Here is an 18,255-nt window from a genome sequence, read left to right on the forward strand (position 1 = left end):
CAACATGAACTTCAATCTCAGCGACGAACAGAAGCAACTGGCCGACGCGATTCGCCGTTTTGTCGAGAAGAGCTACGACTTCGAATCGCGCAAGAAGAACATCAAGGGCGCGAATGGCTACGGCGAGCAGGCCTGGGGCGGACTGGTCGAACTCGGCCTGACCGCGCTGCCGGTGCCCGAAGCGCAAGGTGGCTTCTCCGGTACGGCTGTCGACATGATGGTGGTGCAGCAGGAACTGGGCCGCGGCCTGGTGGTGGAGCCGTACTTCGCGACGGTGGTGGCCGCGCAGGCGCTCAAGCTGGCCGGTGGCCAGGAAGCGCTGCTCGAGCAGGTGGCTGGTGGCGAACTGAAGCTGGCCACGGCATTCAACGAGCAGCAGGCACGCCATGAACTGAACAACGTGACCTTGACGGCCAAGGGCGGCAAGCTCAACGGTCGCAAGGTCGTGGTGACCCACGGCGCCCAGGCCGACAAGCTCGTGGTGTCGGCACGCACCAGTGGCGCCCAGTCGGACCGTGACGGCATCTCGCTGTTCCTGGTCGACACCAAGGGTGCTGGCGTCAGCGTCAAGGACTACCGCACGATCGACAACCTCCACGCAGCCGACGTGACGTTCCAGGATGCACCGGCCACGCTGATCGGCACGGAAGGCAAGGGCTGGGATGTGCTCGAGGCCACCGCCGACTACGCCGCGGTGCTGCTGTGCGCCGAAGCCGTTGGTGTCATGGATACGCTCAACGCCGCCACGCTCGAGTACGCGAAGACCCGCCAGCAGTTCGGCGTGGCCATCGCGCGCTTCCAGGCGCTGCAGCACCGCATGGTCGAAATGATGATCCATGCGGAGCAGTCGCGTTCGATCACGCTGCTGGCCGCGGCGCGCTTCGACGAGGCCAGCCCCGAGGAGCGCCGCCGCTACGTGTCCGCCGCCAAGGCGCGCGTCGGCGTGGCAGCCCGCTCGGTGGGCCAGGAAGCCGTGCAGATTCACGGCGGCATGGGTGTGACCGACGAACTGCCGGCCGCGCACATGTTCAAGCGCCTCACGCTGATCAATACGACCTTCGGCGATGTGGACCACCATCTGGGCCGCTTCGCCAGCCAGCCTGGCTTCCAGGAAGCTGCCTGAGTATTGCGTAAGTGTTCAAACCGCGCCGGTGACCCCGAGCGCGGTTTTTTCATTGGAGGACTTGATGTCCAAGATGTATTTCGAGGATTACGTCGTCGGCAGCGAGCACCCGCTCGGGAGCTATACGGTGACCGAAGAGGAGATCATCAGCTTCGCGCGCCAGTACGACCCGCAACCGTTTCACGTCGACAAGGCCGCTGCAGAGCAGAGCATCTACGGTGGGCTGATTTCCAGTGGCTGGATGACCTGCGGCATCATCATGCGTCTGCTGGTGCTGTCGATGGGGGATCGCTCCACCAGCATGGGGTCGCCCGGCGTGGATGAAGTCCGCTGGATCAAGCCGGTCTATGCCGGTGACACCCTGACTGCCGTGCTGAGAGTTCTGGACGTGCGTCCGTCGAGCTCCAAGCCTGATCGCGGTGTGGTGATGACCCAGTGGGTGGCCACCAACCAGAAGGGCGAGGTTGTGTGCACGGTCAAGGGCATGGGGATGTACAAGCGCCGCCCGGCCTGACGCACGCCGTTTGTTCACTTCCCTCTGCCGCACGCGGGAGAAGGAAGGGCTACCCAACCAGAAAAGAACGACAAGGAGACAAGCACCATGCGTACTATCGCATCGTTGGAAGAACTGGAGTCGCTGCAGGGCGAGGAAGTGGCTGTCAGCGACTGGATCGAAATCACGCAGCAGCAGGTGAACCTGTTTGCCGAGGCCACGGGCGATCACCAGTGGATCCATATTGACGTCGAGCGTGCCAAGCGTGAGTCGCCGTTCGGCGCGCCGATCGCCCACGGCTTCCTGACCCTTTCGCTGCTGCCCCAGCTCATGCAGAACGCGATCCACATGGAAGGCGTCAAGATGGGCGTCAACTATGGTCTGAATCGCGTTCGTTTCACGTCGCCGGTGCCGGTGGGCAGCCGTCTGCGAGGACGCGTGAAGCTGCTCAACGTCGAGCGGCTGGACCCGCTGCCGAATGGCCTGGTCGGTGCGCAGTCCACCTGGGAGGTCACGATCGAGCGGGAAGGCGCGGATCGACCGGTCTGCGTGGCGGAATCGATCAGTCGACGCTACTCCTGACGTATCCGATTCGTCAGCACTGTCGCTCGACAATGAGGGCCGCGAGATCGCGGCCCTTGTCATTTGTCCAGCGAAATCGTGGAAAAACAAGCAACCACGAGATGACTGTTACCCCGTTGCGACAGGTCAAGGAATTGTCCGATTAAAAGAACAGTGTTTCTGTTGTGTCTGGGTTTACCCGTAATGTTGCGTTGCGGTACAGTCCCGCCCACGATGTTTTATGTAATGCGATATCCGCTCGGAGACCGTTCTCACTGCGCTGGTGAGGCGGTTGAAGCAAGAGGATGTGGCGTGAACATCGTGACACAACGCTCGTTCCGGTGGCAGTTCCGAACCGGGACAGACGCAGTTCAGGCAGTCGGTCACCTCAGCGCACGCACCCGCCCCCTCAGGCGCGCGCACGCAGTCGTCAGTTGCTGTCCAAGCCGCGTTCATGGCGTTGCCCGGCCGCATGGTCCGCAGGCGTTTGCATCGCCCATTTCGCAGCGCCAGCTTTGGACACGTCCTCCGGTTTTCCCCAGCCCAGCCCGCCAGTTGCCCCGTGCAGCAGGTAGGCGGTGCCACGCTTGTGCACAGGCGTGGCGCAACCAGACCGTCGTGACATGAAGAAACCAAAAATGCCGCCCCTGATGCGGTACCTGCCTTGCCTTGGCCTGCTCCTGTTGGCCGGCTGCGACTTCGCGCTGATGAACCCGAAAGGGCAAGTCGGCGTCGACATCAAGGGCATCATCCTGATCGCCACCTGGCTGATGCTGCTGGTCGTCGTACCGGTCATCATCCTGACGCTCGTGTTTGCGTGGAAGTATCGCGCCAGCAACAAGTCTGCTGAATACGATCCGAACTGGTCGCACTCCACCCGCATCGAAGTGGTGGTTTGGCTGATCCCCTGCCTGATCATCATCGCGCTGGGCATCATCACTTGGAAGTCGTCGCACGATCTCGACCCGTACAAGCCGCTCGAGTCGAACGTCAAGCCGGTGACCGTGGAAGCCGTGGCGATGAACTGGAAATGGCTGTTCATCTATCCGGAACTGAAGATCGCGACGGTGAACCAGCTCGCGCTGCCGGTGAACACGCCGGTGAACTTCAAGATCACGTCGGATTCGATCATGAACTCGTTCTTCATCCCGCAACTGGGTAGCCAGGTTTACGCCATGGCTGGGATGGAGACCAAGCTGCACCTCATCGCCAATGAAGCCGGCACGTTTGACGGCATGTCCGCCAACTACAGTGGCGGCGGCTTCTCGGGTATGAAGTTCAAGGCCATCGCCATGTCGAATTTCGAGTTCGACAAGTGGGTGGAAAAGGTGCGCGCGTCCGAAAAGCAGCTCGCGTCCGAGGACTACAAGGTCCTGGCCAAGCCGAGCGAAGCGGAACCGGTGACGTACTTCGGCAAGGTCGAAGACGGTCTGTACACCGGCATCCTGCATCAGTACATGGGCGGCGACGGCCATGCAATGGCCCGCGAAGGTTTTGATGGCGGTCCGGTCTGCACGTCGCGTAACACGCTCGGTGAAGAGCGGGTGTCCATGGCCACGCCGGCCAAGCCGGCGCTGGGCGCGCAAATCTAGGAGCAATGATGTTTGGCAAATTGAGTTTGTCGGCGATTCCGTTTCATGAGCCGATCATCATGATCACGCTGAGCTGCGTGGCCCTTGGCGGGCTGGCGCTGCTCGGTGCGATCACGTACTTCAAGAAGTGGGACTACCTGTGGACCGAGTGGATTACCTCGGTCGATCACAAGCGCATTGGCGTGATGTATTCGCTGGTGGCGCTGATCATGCTGCTGCGCGGCTTTGCCGACGCCGTCATGATGCGTACCCAGCTGGCGGTTGCCACCAACGGCTCCACCGGCTTCCTGCCGCCCGAGCACTATGACCAGGTGTTCACGGCCCACGGCGTGATCATGATCTTCTTCGTGGCCATGCCGCTGATGACGGGTCTGATGAACCTCGTGGTGCCCCTGCAGATCGGCGCGCGCGACGTGGCGTTCCCGTTCCTGAACACGCTGAGCTTCTGGCTGTTCGTGGCCGGCGCGATGCTCGTGAACGTCTCGCTGGGCGTTGGCGAATTCGCGCGTACCGGCTGGCTGGCCTATCCGCCGCTGTCGGGTCTGGACTACAGCCCGGGCGTGGGGGTGGACTACTACCTTTGGTCGCTGCAGATATCAGGGCTGGGGACATTGCTGACCGGCGTGAACTTCCTGGTGACCATCCTGAAGATGCGCGCCCCGGGCATGACGCTGATGCGCATGCCGGTGTTCACCTGGACGGTCCTGTGCACCAACGTGCTGATCGTGGCTGCCTTCCCGGTGCTGACGGTGTCGCTGGCACTGCTGGGCCTGGACCGCTACTTCGACATGCACTTCTTCACGAACAATGGCGGCGGTAACGCCATGATGTACGTGAACCTGATCTGGATCTGGGGCCACCCCGAGGTGTACATCCTGATCCTGCCGGCGTTCGGTATCTTCTCGGAAATCATCTCTACGTTCTCGGGCAAGAAGCTGTTCGGCTACAAGGGGATGGTGTATGCCACCAGCGCGATCATGGTGCTGTCGTTCATCGTGTGGCTGCACCACTTCTTCACGATGGGCTCTGGCGCCAACGTGAACGCGTTCTTCGGCATCACGACGATGATCATCTCGATCCCGACGGGCGTGAAGATCTTCAACTGGCTGTTCACGATGTACCGTGGCCGCGTGCAATTCACGTCGCCGGTGCTGTGGACGCTGGGCTTCATGATCACGTTCGTGATCGGTGGCATGACCGGCGTGCTGATGGCCGTGCCGGCTGCTGACTTCGTGCTGCACAACAGCCTGTTCCTGATTGCTCACTTCCACAACGTGATCATCGGCGGCGTGCTGTTTGGCTACCTGGCCGGCGTGACCTACTGGTGGCCGAAGGCCTTCGGCTTCAAGCTGAACGAGCGTCTGGGCAAGTGCGCCTTCTGGTGCTGGCTGGTGGGCTTCTACTTCGCCTTCATGCCGCTGTACGTGCTGGGCCTGATGGGCATGACCCGTCGTCTGAACCACACCGACAACCCGGCCTGGACGCCGTGGCTGCATCTGGCCGTGGTGGGCGTGGTGTTCGTGGCGCTGGGCATCTTCTTCCAGGTGCTGCAGATCGTCGTGTCGATCCGCGACCGCAAGAAGCTGGCAGACGTGACGGGCGACCCGTGGGGTGGCCGCACGCTGGAATGGGCAACCTCGTCGCCGCCGGCGTTCTACAACTTCGCGCACACCCCGGTGGTGCGTGACCTGGACGCGTTTGCCGACATGAAGGCACGTGGCGAGACGATCCGCACGGATGGCTTCGAGCAGATTCACATGCCGAAGAACACCGCGGCTGGTTTCTACATGGGTGCATTCAGCCTGGTGCTGGGCTTCGCGCTGACGTGGCACATCTGGTGGCTTGCCGCCGTGGGCCTGATCGGCATGGTCGTGGCGTTCATCCGCCGCGCCAACGATGACCACATCGATTACTACGTGCCGGCCTCCGAGGTCGAGCAGATCGAAACGCGCTACCAGCAGCGCATTGCTGCCCAGGGCTGATAACCATGTCGACAGAAGTTCTTGACCGCTTCGGGGCGAAAGCCCCCGCGCATGCGCACTCGCACGACGAGGCGCACGACCACGCGCATCACGACACCAGCGAGAACACCGTCTTCGGTTTCTGGCTGTACCTGATGAGCGACTGCATCTTGTTCGCGTGCCTGTTCGCCGCCTTCGCCGTCCTGCGCGGCGAAGTGGCGGGTGGCCCGTCGGGCAAGGAGATCTTCGAGCTCAACTACGTGCTCGTGGAAACCGCCATCCTGCTGTTCTCGTCGATCACCTACGGCTTTGCCATGGTGTCGATGCAGAACCATCAGAAGGGCCGCGTGATGTTCTGGCTGGGCGTGACGTTCCTGCTGGGCGCCGCGTTCATGGGCATGGAAATCAACGAGTTCGCGCACCTGATTCACGAGGGTGCCGGCCCGAGCCGCAGCGCGTTCCTGTCGTCGTTCTTCACGCTCGTGGGTACCCACGGTCTGCACGTTGCCAGCGGCATGCTGTGGATGCTCGTGCTGATGTGGCAACTGTCGAAGAAGGGCCTGACCCCGGTCGTGGCCAAGCGCCTGAACTGCCTCAGCCTGTTCTGGCACTTCCTGGACGTGGTCTGGATCGGTGTGTTCACCGTGGTCTACCTGATGGGAGCAATGTAAATGGCACAGCAACACGCTTCGACCGCCGCTCACGGCGCGTCGCATGGCCACAGCAGCGTCAAGTCGTATGTGATCGGCTTCGTGCTGGCGGTGATCCTGACCGTGATTCCGTTCAAGATCGTCATGGACGGCACGATGGAACGCGGCACCATGCTGTGGATCATCCTGGGCATGGCGGCCGTGCAGATCGTCGTGCACCTGAAGTACTTCCTGCATCTGGATGGTTCGAACGGTCAGCGCTGGAACGTGATGGCGCTGCTGTTCACGGTACTGATCCTGTTCATTGTGCTGGCCGGTTCGCTCTGGATCATGCACAACATGAACGCCAACATGATGCCGTGGATGAAGTAACGGTTCATACGGTCGTTTGAAAAACGGGGCCTTTGGGCCCCGTTTTTTATTGGCCACGGTGCGCAACGCACCGGCATCGGCCACGGCTGCACCGGTTCACGCCGGACCGCACCCGAACGGCGCTGCACATTCGCGGTGCGCCGGCGGATTTCCCTCTGGCCCCGCCGGCGGCACCAGCGTGGTGCGGCACGGTCCCCCTCTCGTCGATTTGTCACGTAATGGTGACCCGGTCACGCGTGTTTCCCTTGGCACGCTAGTTGCAGATGTGCTCTCCGGGGTGCGTAGTCCCTAATCACATACGACAAACTGGGAGCTGCAATGAAACGACGTGACATGCTGAAGCTGTCGGCGGTGGCCGCCGCGGCGATGATCGGTACCAGCCCGCTGATGGCGCAGACCAAGGAGCCGATCAAGGTCGGCATCCTGCATTCGCTATCGGGCACGATGGCCATCTCCGAAACGTCGCTCAAGGACGTGGCGCTGATGACGATCGACGAGATCAACAAGAGCGGCGGCGTGCTGGGCCGCAAGCTCGAGCCCGTGGTGGTGGACCCCGCTTCCAACTGGCCGCTCTTCGCGGAGAAGGCGCGTCAGCTCATCACCAAGGACAAGGTGGCGGTCACGTTCGGATGCTGGACGTCGGTATCGCGCAAGTCGGTGCTCCCGGTCTATGAGGAAACCAACGCGCTGCTGTTCTACCCGGTGCAGTACGAAGGTGAGGAGATGTCGAAGAACGTGTTCTACACGGGCGCGGCACCCAACCAGCAGGCGATCCCGGCGGTGGAATACCTGATGAGCAAGGAGGGCGGCGGTGCGAAGCGCTTCTTCCTGCTGGGTACCGACTACGTCTATCCGCGCACTACCAACAAGATCCTGCGTGCGTTCCTGAAGAGCAAGGGCGTGGAGGACAAGGACATCGAAGAGGTCTACACCCCGTTCGGTCATAGCGACTACCAGACCATCGTCGCCAACATCAAGAAGTTCTCGCAGGGTGGCAAGACCGCCGTGATCTCCACGATCAATGGCGACTCGAACGTGCCGTTCTACAAGGAACTCGGCAACGCCGGCCTGAAGGCCAAGGACGTGCCGGTGGTGGCCTTCTCGGTGGGCGAGGAAGAACTGCGCGGCATCGACACCAAGCCGCTGGTGGGCCATCTGGCTGCATGGAACTACTTCATGTCGGTCAAGAACCCCGAGAACGAAGCGTTCAAGAAGCAGTGGGCCGCGTGGGTCAAGGCCAACAACCTGCCGGGCGGCGACAAGCGCGTGACCAACGACCCGATGGAAGCTACCTACGTGGGCATCCATATGTGGGCGCAGGCCGTGAAGAAGGCAGGCAGCACCGATCCGGACAAGGTGCGTGCCGCGATGTACGGCCAGACCTTCAAGGCGCCGGATGGCTTCACGCTGACGATGGGTGACAACCACCATCTCTACAAGCCCGTGATGATTGGCGAGGTCAAGGGCGACGGCCAGTTCTCGGTGGTGTGGAAGACGCCGAAGCCGGTCCGCGCGCAACCGTGGAGCCCGTTCATCGCCGGCAATGAAGGCAAGGCGGACAAGGTGGCGGGGAACTGACGGTCTGTTGCTCCCACTCCCGTGCTCGGGAGTGGGAGCAAACCACAGGTGAATGCCAACAACCCCAAGATGCGATCCATCGCGCGAACCAGGCTCCTGAATGCACCGACCCAATATCCGTACATGGCTGCGTGTCATGCTCGCCGCGCTGCTGCTGGCCGCGGCACCGTTGTGGGCCGCCACGCCGCTGACGCAGGCCGACCTCAAGCCATTGGCCGAGGATGACTACGATGCCAAGACCGCGGCGCTGAACAAGCTCACTCAGGCGCCGGCGGAGCAGGCCGGCCCGATCCTGAAGGCCTTGCAGGATGACGCGCTGCAGTACGCGCCCTCAGTCGGCATGGTGCGCCAGGATGGCGACAAGACCGTCGACGCGGTCACCGGCAAGCCGGTCACCGTGAAGGCGGACGAGCTCGAATCGCTGACGCTGAATAACAGCCTGCGCGCCATCGTCGATAGTGCCGCGAGCAGCCTGGAGCTGCAGTCACCGGACATCGCGGTGCGCACGCAGGCCATCAGTACGCTGTTCGATCAACCGGAGAACGCTTCGCGTGCGGCGGTGGAGGCCGCGCGCAAGGCCGAGGCCGATGCCGGACTGCGGGCGAGGCTCGACGTGATCTGGGCCAACACGGTTCTCGCGCAAGGTGCCGAAGCGGGCCGGGACGCGCGTATCGAGGCGATTCGCATCCTCGGCCACGACAGCAATCCGCAATCGCGCCAGAAGCTGATGCCGCTGGTCGAGCGCGACGCGGCCGGCAAGTACAAGGAGGCCGACGAAGGCGTGCGCGTGGCCGCGCAAGTGGCCATTGACCAGTTGCGGACCGAACAGCGCCGCGCCGAACTGCTCGGCAACCTGTTCGCGGGTCTGAGCCTTGGCAGCGTGCTGCTGCTGGCGGCGCTGGGTCTGGCGATCACGTACGGGCTGATCGGCGTCATCAACATGGCGCACGGCGAGTTTCTGATGATCGGCGCCTATGCCACCTACGTGGTGCAGACGCTGTTTCGTGCCTACGCGCCCAATGCGTTCGACTGGTACCTCGTGGCGGCCGTGCCTGCGTCCTTTCTGGCTGCCGGAGCCGTCGGTTTCGCGCTCGAGCGAATCGTGCTGCGCCATCTCTATGGCCGCCCGCTGGAGACGCTGCTGGCCACGTTCGGTGTCAGCCTGCTGATGATGCAGGCCGTGCGTACGATCTTCGGCGCGCAGAACGTCGAGGTGGCCAATCCCGCGTGGATGAGCGGCGGCATCGAGGCACTCGCCGGGCTCGTGATTCCGTACAACCGCATCATCATCATCCTGTTCGCGCTGGGCGTGGTGACGGTGGCATGGGCCGTACTGAATCGCACGCGCCTGGGTCTGTTCGTGCGCGCCACGACGCAGAACCGCACGATGGCGGCCTGCGTGGGCGTGCGGACGTGGAAGGTGGACAGCTACGCGTTCGCATTTGGCGCCGGCATCGCGGGGCTCGGCGGTTGCGCGCTCTCGCAGATCGGTAACGTGGGCCCGGACCTGGGGCAGGCCTACATCATCGACTCGTTCATGGTGGTGGTGCTGGGTGGCGTCGGGCAACTGGCGGGCACGATCGTGGGCGCGTTCGGCCTCGGCATCATCAACAAATTCATCGAGCCGTTCTATGGCGCGGTGCTGGCCAAGATCTTCGTCCTCGTGCTGATCGTGCTGTTCATCCAGAAGCGGCCACAAGGACTTTTCGCGCTCAAGGGGCGCAGCGCGGAGGCCTGACATGAGCAGCTTTTCTTCGAAATCCGGCAAGTCATTCACGCTATCCGTGCCGGAACGCCAGCCGTTGTTCTCCACGCGCATGTGGATGGCGATGGCGGTACTGACCGTGGTCGTGGCGATCGGCGTGCCCGTCTGCGCGCTGGTCGTGCCGGAAGGCCACGCGCTGCATCTGTCGGCCTATGCGTTGACGTTGATCGGCAAGATCATGTGCTTCGCGCTGGCGGCCATTGCGCTCGATCTGGTGTGGGGCTATTGCGGCATCCTGAGCCTCGGCCATGGTCTGTTCTTCGCGCTGGGCGGGTATGCGATGGGCATGTACCTGATGCGGTCGATCGGTCGCGAAGGTGTCTACAAGAGCGATCTGCCCGATTTCATGGTGTTCCTGGACTGGAAGGAATTGCCGTGGTTCTGGCATGGCACCGAGCACTTTCCCTACGCATTGCTGCTGGTGGTACTGGTGCCGGGCGTGCTGGCGTGGCTGTTTGGCTTCTTCGCGTTCCGGTCCCGCATCAAGGGCGTGTACCTGTCGATCATCACGCAGGCTATGACGTACGCCGCGATGCTGCTGTTCTTCCGCAATGAAACGGGCTTCGGCGGCAATAACGGCTTTACCGACTTCAAGCGCATCGCCGGCTTTGCCGTGGCTGCGCCGCAGACGCGTGCCGCGCTGTTCGTGCTGACGTTCCTTGCACTGCTGGCCGGATTCGTGGCCTGCCGCTATATCGTCACGTCCAAGCTCGGCCGGGTGGTGACCGCCGTGCGCGACGCGGAGATGCGCGTGATGTTTTCGGGCTACAACCCGCTCGGGTACAAGCTGTTCGTGTGGACGTTCTCGGCTGTGCTTTGCGGCATTGCCGGAGCGTTGTACGTGCCGCAGGTCGGCATCATCAACCCGAGCGAAATGTCGCCCGCGAACTCGATCGAAATGGCGGTGTGGGTCGCCGTCGGCGGGCGCGGCACGCTGATCGGGCCGGTAGTGGGGGCATTCCTGGTCAACGGCGCGAAGACAATGTTCACGGCCTACTTCGCGGAGTACTGGCTATTCCTGCTCGGCGCGATGTTCGTGCTGGTGACGCTGTACCTGCCCGATGGCGTGGTGGGCCTCTGGCGACGCCTGCGTGATCGTCGCACTTCGAAGGTGGAAACCGGAGCCGCCGATGAAGCGGAAGCGGTGGTGGCGCCTCGGCAAGCACAGCAAGGGAGCAAGGCATGAATTCGGTACTGGGTGAAGGCAAGGCGGAAAGCGGGGATGCCACCGGGCTGGGCCGGATCGTCGAACCCGGCGTCATCGACACCACGCACGGTCCGATCCTCTACATCGAGGACCTGACCGTGCAGTTCGACGGCTTTCGCGCGCTGAACAAGCTGTCGTTGTCGATCGATCACGGTGAACTGCGCTGCGTGATCGGCCCGAATGGCGCCGGCAAGACCACGATGATGGATGTCATCACCGGCAAGACCGGGCCGCGCAACGCCAACGTGACCGGGCGTGTGTTTCTGGGGCAGACCATCGACCTGATGCGGCTGACCGAACCGCGCATCGCGCAGACCGGCATTGGCCGCAAATTCCAGAAGCCGACCGTGTTCGAGCAGCACGCGGTCTGGGAGAACCTGGAACTGGCGATGAAGGCCGACAAGCGCTGGTGGGCGTCGCTGCGCGCCCGGCTGACGCTGGAGGGGCATCGTCGCATCGAGGAAACGCTGGCGCTGACCGGGCTCGAGGACGAAGCCTATCGCCCTGCGGGCTTGCTGTCACATGGCCAGAAGCAGCGGCTCGAGATCGGCATGTTGCTGACGCAGCAGCCTCAGCTCCTGCTGCTCGACGAACCGGTGGCCGGCATGACCGACGAGGAAACCATGCAACTGGCCGCGCTGCTCAACAGTCTGCGCGGTAGCTGCTCGATGATGGTGGTCGAGCACGACATGGAATTCGTCGCCGCGCTGGCCGGTGACGCTGGCACGGTGACCGTGCTGGCGGAAGGCAGCCTGCTGGCCGAAGGCACGCTCGACGCCGTGAAGCGCGACGAACGCGTGATCGAATCCTACCTGGGAAGATAACGATGCTGCAGGTCAACGCAATCAATCAGTTCTACGGCGGCAGCCATATCCTGCGCGACGTATCGTTCGAGGTGCCACATGGCAAGCTGACGACGCTGCTGGGCCGCAATGGGGTGGGCAAGAGCACGCTGCTCAAGTGCCTGATGGGCGTGGTGCCCACGCGCAGTGGCAGCATCAGCTGGGACGGCAAGGCGCTGGAAAAGAAGGCGCCTTACGAACGTGTCTCGGCGGGGCTGGCCTACGTGCCGCAGGGCCGCGAGATCTTTCCCCGGCTGACCGTCGAGGAGAACCTGCTGATTGGCGCCGCCAGCCGGGCGAGGCCATCGGGCGTGCCCGACCGCATCTATCAGCTGTTTCCTGTGCTGCGCACGATGCGCCAGCGCCGTGGCGGCGATCTGTCGGGTGGTCAGCAGCAGCAACTGGCCATCGGCCGGGCGCTGATGAGCGAGCCGCAGTTGCTGATTCTCGACGAGCCGACCGAGGGCATCCAGCCGTCGATCATCCAGGATATTGGCCGTGCCTTGCGGCTGCTGGTGGACGAGTTCGGCATGACCGTGCTGCTGGTGGAGCAGTACTACGAGTTCGCGCGGCACCTGGCCGACCACTACGTGGTGATGAGTCGTGGAGAGGTCGTGGCCAAGGGCGATGGGGCAACGATGGAGCAGGACGGCGTGCGCGCGCTGATCGCGGTTTGAGCGTGCATTCAAACGACCCTGATGGCTCTCCGGGCACCTTTCTGTGACGGCTGCCTCGCGCTATGATCTGGCGCACCGGCCCCCGCCTGAACCGTCTTGCCATCTTCGATGCGCCATCCGGATTTTCCATCGCAACTCGCCATGACATCAGCCTGGCATGCCAGCCTGCGCCTGCGCTTTGCCGCGCGCGCCGGCCGGACCGCCATGGTCGAGCGGCGCCACGAGGGGCCGCTGCGGGTGCAGAAGCCGCTCTATCCCGAAGGGGAAATTTGCCACGGGGTGGTGCTGCATCCGCCCGCCGGCGTGGCGGGCGGCGATCGTCTCGACATCGACATTGCCGTGGCATCGGGCGCCCATGCCGTGCTGGCCACACCGGGTGCTACCAAATGGTACAAGTCGCTCGGCCGCGATGCAGCGCAGCATGTGCGGATCGAGGTGGCGGCCGGCGGGAAGCTCGACTGGCTGCCGCAGGAGAACATCGTGTTCGACGATGCCCGTGCCCGGATCACGACGGACGTGGTGGTGGCACCCGGAGGCAGCGCGATCGGCTGGGACGCCGTGGTGCTGGGCCGCCAGGCGTCGGGCGAGCGATGGGCCAGCGGCGCGTTATGGCTCGACACTCGCGTGGGTGACCCGGACCGCGCGCTGTGGATCGAACAATCGCATTTCGATGGCGCGTCACCGTTGCGTGGTGCCGTGGCCGGCATGGATGGACTGCATATCCTCGGCACACTCTGGGCGATCGGGCCGGGCGCCACGCAGGAGCTGGCAGAAGCGCTGGCCGAACATCTGCCATATCGTGCCGATCTACGCGCCGGCGTGACCTGCCTGGCCGGATATGGCACGGCCACGGCGCAGTCGATGCTGCTGCTGCGCGTGCTTGGCAGCGATATGGAAGCGGTGCGCCACCTGATGATCGATGCGTGGACCGTGCTGCGCCAGCCGATGCATGGCGTGCCGGCCAGGCCGCTGCGCCTGTGGTCGACCTGAGAACCCAATACCTCGAACAACAAGGAATCCGATCATGGAACTGACGCCGCGCGAGAAAGACAAGCTGCTGATCTTCACCGCCGCGCTACTGGCCGAACGCCGTCGCGCGCGCGGTCTCAAGTTGAACTACCCGGAAGCGGTGGCGCTGATCACCGCCGCCATCATGGAAGGCGCGCGCGATGGCCGCACCGTGGCGGAACTGATGCACGAAGGAACCACCGTGCTCGCACGCGAGGACGTGATGGATGGCGTGGCCGAAATGATCCCCGAGATTCAGGTGGAAGCCACGTTCCCGGACGGCACCAAACTGGTCACCGTGCACCACCCGATCGTCTGAATCCGCGTCACCGTCGCAGCCATTCACAAGAAGAGGAAAACCCTATGCACCGCATGCTCCGTTCCCGCCTGACTGCAGGCGTAGCGATGTCGCTGGCCTCCGTCTCTGCCTTCGCGCACCCCGGCCACGACGCCGCCACCGTTGGTGCCAGCCTCTGGGCCGGCCTGGCCCACCCGTTCACGGGCGCCGACCACCTGCTGGCGATGGCCGCCGTGGGCGTGTGGAGCGCGCTGGCAAGTTCGCCGCGCAGCGCCTTCGGTCAGACATCGAAGATGGATCTGATGCGCTTGCCGCTCGCGTTCGTGGCAATGATGCTGGTGGGTGCCGCGCTCGGTCTGGCTGGCGTGACGCTGCCGGCCGTCGAGCCGATGATCGCCGTCTCGCTGCTCGTGATCGGACTGCTGGTAGCCGCACGCGCGCGTCTGTCGGCATGGGCAGGCATGGCGATTGTCGGCGGCTTCGCGCTGTTTCACGGCTATGCGCACGGTGCTGAGTTGCCGGCCACTGCTGCGGCACTGCCCTCGGTGCTGGCGTATGTGGGCGGTTTTGCCGTGGCCACGATGACACTGCACGTGCTCGGCATCGGCGCGGGGGCGTTCCTTCGTCGTCACGCCGGCTGGCTGGCGCGCGTGGCTGGCGCTGGGGTGGCGCTGTACGGCGTCGGCCTGCTGGTCGCCTGATCTTCCCCCCAGGAGCTTTCGCGATGATTCCCGGTGAACTGATGCCGCTCGACGGCGAGATCGAACTGAATGCGGGGCGTCCCACGGTCACCGTGACCGTGGCCAACACTGGCGACCGGCCGGTGCAGGTCGGCTCGCACTTCCATTTCTACGAAACCAACGCCGCGTTGTCGTTCGACCGCGAGGCCGCGCGCGGCTATCGCCTCGACATCGCCGCCGGCACGGCAGTGCGCTTCGAGCCGGGGCAGTCGCGCACGGTACAACTCGTGGCGCTGGACGGTGACCGCATCGTCTATGGTTTCAACGGCAGAATCATGGGAGCACTCTGATGAGCGTGAAGATCTCCAGGCAGGCCTATGCCGAGATGTTCGGCCCGACCACGGGCGACAGGTTGCGTCTTGCCGACACGGACCTTGTGATCGAAGTCGAGCGCGATTTCACGATCTACGGCGAGGAAGTGAAGTTCGGCGGCGGCAAGGTGATTCGCGATGGCATGGGCCAGAGCCAGCGCATGTCGAAGGACTGCGTCGACACGGTGGTCACCAACGCACTGATCATCGACCACTGGGGCATCGTGAAGGCCGATATCGGGCTGAAGCACGGGCGCATCGCGGCAATCGGCAAGGCGGGTAATCCGGATATCCAGCCGGGGGTGACGATCATCGTCGGGCCGGGTACCGAGGTCATCGCGGGCGAGGGGATGATTGTCACCGCTGGCGGCATCGACACGCACATCCACTTCATCTGCCCGCAGCAGATCGAAGAAGCGCTGATGAGCGGCGTGACGACGATGATCGGCGGCGGCACCGGGCCGGCGACGGGCACCTATGCGACGACCGTGACGCCGGGCCCGTGGTACATGGAGCGGATGCTGCAGGCGGCCGATGCGTATCCGATGAACATCGGCTTTCTCGGCAAGGGCAACGCCAGCCTGGCGGCGCCGCTGACCGAGCAGGTGGAGGCGGGCGCCATCGGCTTGAAGCTGCACGAGGACTGGGGCACCACGCCGCAGGCGATCGACACCTGCCTGTCCGTGGCCGATGCCACCGATACCCAAGTGGCGATCCACACCGATACGCTCAACGAAGGCGGTTTTGTCGAGGCGACGATTGCCGCGTTCAAGGGCCGCACGATCCATACGTATCACACCGAGGGCGCGGGTGGCGGCCACGCGCCGGACATCATCAAGGTTTGCGGCGAGGCTAATGTGCTGCCGTCGTCGACCAATCCGACGCGCCCGTACACCGTGAACACGCTGGACGAGCACCTGGACATGTTGATGGTCTGCCATCACCTGGATCCGGCCATTGCGGAGGACATTGCGTTCGCCGAGTCGCGCATCCGTCGCGAGACCATCGCGGCCGAGGACATCCTGCATGACCTGGGCGCGTTCTCGATGATCTCGAGCGATTCGCAGGCCATGGGCCGCGTGGGCGAGGTGATCATTCGCACGTGGCAGACCGCGCACAAGATGGCCGCGCAGCGCGGCAAGTTGCCCGGCGATCCACACGATGCGCGTGGCGGGCACGACAACTTCCGCGTCAAGCGCTATATCGCCAAGTACACGATCAATCCAGCGCTCACGCACGGTATCGCGCACGAGGTGGGGTCGATCGAAGTCGGCAAGTGGGCGGATCTGGTGTTCTGGAAGCCGGCCTTCTTCGGCGTGAAGCCGAGCCTGATTCTCAAGGGCGGCATGATCGCGGCGGCGGCGATGGGCGATCCGAATGCCTCGATCCCGACACCGCAGCCGGTGCACTATCGTCCGATGTTCGCTTCGGCCGGCGGGGCGCTGCCGAGATCGTCGCTCACCTTCGTCTCGCAGGCGGCGCTGGCGGCGAATGTCGGCGAGCGCTATGGCCTGGCCAAGACGCTCACCGCAGTGCGCGGCACGCGTACCGTCAGCAAACGCGACATGGTGCACAATGACTGGCAGCCGCACGTCACCGTGGATCCGGAGACTTACCAGGTGGTAGCCGATGGTCAGCTGCTGACGTGCGAACCTGCCACTGTGCTGCCGATGGCGCAGCGCTATTTCCTGTTCTGACCCGTGATCAAGATCGACAAACACCTGCCCGCTCCGCACGGCATCGCGCCGGTACTCGTGCGCCGCGCGCCGAAGCTCGTCCTGCCGTTCGGCGAACGCAGCAAGAGCCGCCTGCGAGCCATCCTCGACAACGGCGCCGAGGCTGCGTTGTTCCTGCCGCGCGGCACCGTGCTGCGTGGCGGCGATCTTCTGGTGGCAGAGGATGGTACCTTCGTGGAAGTGCAGGCCGCGGCGGAGTCGGTGCTGCAGGTCACTGCGCCCGACCCGCTGGCGCTGATGCGCGCAGCCTATCACCTGGGCAATCGCCACACGCCGGTGGAGGTCGGGCGCGATTACCTGCGGCTGGAGTATGACTCTGTGCTGGCCGACATGCTTGCCCGACTGGGCGTGCAAGCCGAGCGCGCGGACCTGCCGTTCGAGCCCGAGGCTGGCGCCTATGGCGGCGGCCACAAGCACGGGCATGATGCGACGTTCGCGGAGGACTACGCGGCGGCGCAGGCAGTGTTCCACGAGCATCATGGGCACTCGCACTCGCACTCGCACTCGCACTCGCACTCACATGACCATGACCATGACCATGACCATGACCATGACCATGACCATGACCATGACCATGATCACGTGCATGACGAGCATTGCGGTCACAAACATTGAGTTGCGCCTGACAGCGTCAGCAGAGCCATCCCCATGACCGCGCTCCCCCAGCTCATCTCCCTGCTGCACCTTGCCTCGCCGGCGCTCCCCATCGGCGGCTTCAGCTATTCGCAGGGACTGGAGGCGGCCATCGATTGCGAGTTGGTGCGGGATGCGACGACTGCCGAACGCTGGATTCGCGACAACCTCCTGCATGTGCAGGCCCAATGCGAGGCGCCTGTCTGGCTACTGCTGCATCGCGCGTGGCAGACGCAGGACCACGCCTCCGTGCGGCAATGGAACGACTGGTTTCATGCCACCCGGGAAACATCCGAACTGCGGCTCGAGACCGAGCAGATGGGCTGGTCGCTGGCGAAACTGATCGCGCAGATGGGTTGGGGCGACGATGCGTCCCGCGACCTGCTGCGCGACATGCGACCGGTCTGCCTGCCCACGGCGTTTTCCTCGGCCTGCGTGGCGCTAGGTATCGCTGCGCGTGAAGGCTTGGCCGCGTATCTCTTCAACTGGGCCGAAAACCAGGTGGCAGCCGCCATCAAGGCGGTGCCGCTCGGCCAGGTGGCGGGCCAGCAGATGCTGCTTGGCTTGCATCGGGCGGTGCTCGGCGCCGTCGATGAAGCAGTGTGCCGCGCCGATGCGGTGCCACCATTGCTTTCCACGTTCTCCCCGATGCTAGGCGTACTGTCGGCGCGTCACGAGACGCAGTACTCCCGGCTGTTCCGATCCTGA

General features: G+C 63.9%; 19 protein-coding genes. All 19 read left to right on the forward strand.

Annotation, left to right across the window (positions count from 1 at the left end; all coding sequences use genetic code 11):
- Positions 1 to 4 precede the first annotated feature (4 nt).
- The 19 genes from WD006_RS04425 to WD006_RS04515 all read left to right on the forward strand — a co-directional run bounded on the left by WD006_RS04425 (position 5) and on the right by WD006_RS04515 (position 18,255).
- Positions 5 to 1,123 carry an acyl-CoA dehydrogenase family protein gene (locus WD006_RS04425; RefSeq protein ID WP_029308247.1) on the forward strand — a complete coding sequence of 373 codons (1,119 nt, stop codon included), beginning with the start codon at positions 5 to 7 and terminating at the stop codon, positions 1,121 to 1,123.
- 64 nt (positions 1,124 to 1,187) lie between these two features.
- Positions 1,188 to 1,637 carry a MaoC family dehydratase gene (locus tag WD006_RS04430; protein WP_029308246.1) on the forward strand — a complete coding sequence of 150 codons (450 nt, stop codon included), beginning with the start codon at positions 1,188 to 1,190 and terminating at the stop codon, positions 1,635 to 1,637.
- An 87-nt stretch (positions 1,638 to 1,724) separates the two neighbouring features.
- Positions 1,725 to 2,198 carry a MaoC family dehydratase gene (locus tag WD006_RS04435; protein ID WP_029308245.1) on the forward strand — a complete coding sequence of 158 codons (474 nt, stop codon included), beginning with the start codon at positions 1,725 to 1,727 and terminating at the stop codon, positions 2,196 to 2,198.
- 602 nt (positions 2,199 to 2,800) lie between these two features.
- Complete coding sequence (gene cyoA, locus WD006_RS04440; protein ID WP_029308244.1) at positions 2,801 to 3,769, forward strand: ubiquinol oxidase subunit II; 969 nt, start codon at positions 2,801 to 2,803, stop codon at positions 3,767 to 3,769.
- 8 nt (positions 3,770 to 3,777) lie between these two features.
- Positions 3,778 to 5,751 carry a cytochrome o ubiquinol oxidase subunit I gene (gene cyoB, locus WD006_RS04445; protein ID WP_011515760.1) on the forward strand — a complete coding sequence of 658 codons (1,974 nt, stop codon included), beginning with the start codon at positions 3,778 to 3,780 and terminating at the stop codon, positions 5,749 to 5,751.
- A 5-nt stretch (positions 5,752 to 5,756) separates the two neighbouring features.
- Positions 5,757 to 6,401, forward strand: a complete 645-nt coding sequence (gene cyoC, locus WD006_RS04450; protein WP_008643394.1) for a cytochrome o ubiquinol oxidase subunit III — start codon at positions 5,757 to 5,759, stop codon at positions 6,399 to 6,401.
- Positions 6,402 to 6,752 (forward strand): cytochrome o ubiquinol oxidase subunit IV, encoded by a 351-nt coding sequence (cyoD, locus tag WD006_RS04455; protein ID WP_008643397.1) that lies wholly within the window; start codon positions 6,402 to 6,404, stop codon positions 6,750 to 6,752.
- A 318-nt stretch (positions 6,753 to 7,070) separates the two neighbouring features.
- Positions 7,071 to 8,330 carry an urea ABC transporter substrate-binding protein gene (urtA, locus tag WD006_RS04460; protein WP_008643399.1) on the forward strand — a complete coding sequence of 420 codons (1,260 nt, stop codon included), beginning with the start codon at positions 7,071 to 7,073 and terminating at the stop codon, positions 8,328 to 8,330.
- Positions 8,331 to 8,430: 100 nt separating this feature from the next.
- The gene (gene urtB, locus WD006_RS04465; protein ID WP_029308243.1) at positions 8,431 to 10,068 is read left to right on the forward strand and encodes an urea ABC transporter permease subunit UrtB; all 1,638 of its coding nucleotides are present in this window, start codon (positions 8,431 to 8,433) and stop codon (positions 10,066 to 10,068) included.
- Between the two features lies 1 nt (position 10,069).
- Positions 10,070 to 11,281, forward strand: coding sequence for an urea ABC transporter permease subunit UrtC (gene urtC / locus WD006_RS04470; RefSeq protein WP_029308242.1), 1,212 nt, complete (start codon positions 10,070 to 10,072; stop codon positions 11,279 to 11,281).
- Positions 11,278 to 12,126: an urea ABC transporter ATP-binding protein UrtD gene (gene urtD / locus WD006_RS04475; protein ID WP_011515764.1), complete on the forward strand. Its 849-nt coding sequence runs from the start codon at positions 11,278 to 11,280 to the stop codon at positions 12,124 to 12,126. Before urtC ends, urtD begins: the two co-directional genes overlap by 4 nt.
- A gap of 2 nt (positions 12,127 to 12,128) precedes the next feature.
- Entirely contained in the window at positions 12,129 to 12,821 is a 693-nt protein-coding gene (gene urtE / locus WD006_RS04480; protein ID WP_008643406.1) for an urea ABC transporter ATP-binding subunit UrtE, read from the forward strand.
- 108 nt (positions 12,822 to 12,929) lie between these two features.
- A complete protein-coding gene (locus WD006_RS04485; RefSeq protein WP_011515765.1) occupies positions 12,930 to 13,811 on the forward strand; it encodes an urease accessory protein UreD in 882 nt (293 codons plus the stop codon).
- A 34-nt stretch (positions 13,812 to 13,845) separates the two neighbouring features.
- Positions 13,846 to 14,148, forward strand: a complete 303-nt coding sequence (locus WD006_RS04490; protein WP_011515766.1) for an urease subunit gamma — start codon at positions 13,846 to 13,848, stop codon at positions 14,146 to 14,148.
- 44 nt (positions 14,149 to 14,192) lie between these two features.
- Entirely contained in the window at positions 14,193 to 14,828 is a 636-nt protein-coding gene (locus WD006_RS04495) for a HupE/UreJ family protein (protein WP_011515767.1), read from the forward strand.
- A gap of 23 nt (positions 14,829 to 14,851) precedes the next feature.
- Positions 14,852 to 15,157 (forward strand): urease subunit beta, encoded by a 306-nt coding sequence (locus WD006_RS04500; RefSeq protein WP_011515768.1) that lies wholly within the window; start codon positions 14,852 to 14,854, stop codon positions 15,155 to 15,157.
- On the forward strand, positions 15,157 to 16,875 hold the full coding sequence (gene ureC / locus WD006_RS04505; RefSeq protein ID WP_008643414.1) for an urease subunit alpha: 1,719 nt from the start codon (positions 15,157 to 15,159) through the stop codon (positions 16,873 to 16,875). The genes WD006_RS04500 and ureC overlap by 1 nt, the downstream gene beginning before the upstream one ends.
- Positions 16,876 to 16,878: 3 nt before the next feature.
- Positions 16,879 to 17,529, forward strand: coding sequence for an urease accessory protein UreE (ureE, locus tag WD006_RS04510; RefSeq protein ID WP_375199022.1), 651 nt, complete (start codon positions 16,879 to 16,881; stop codon positions 17,527 to 17,529).
- 33 nt (positions 17,530 to 17,562) lie between these two features.
- On the forward strand, positions 17,563 to 18,255 hold the full coding sequence (locus WD006_RS04515) for an urease accessory protein UreF (RefSeq protein ID WP_029308240.1): 693 nt from the start codon (positions 17,563 to 17,565) through the stop codon (positions 18,253 to 18,255).

It is taken from the genome of Cupriavidus sp. Met-2, from assembly GCF_049843575.1.
GTDB lineage: Bacteria > Pseudomonadota > Gammaproteobacteria > Burkholderiales > Burkholderiaceae > Cupriavidus > Cupriavidus metallidurans.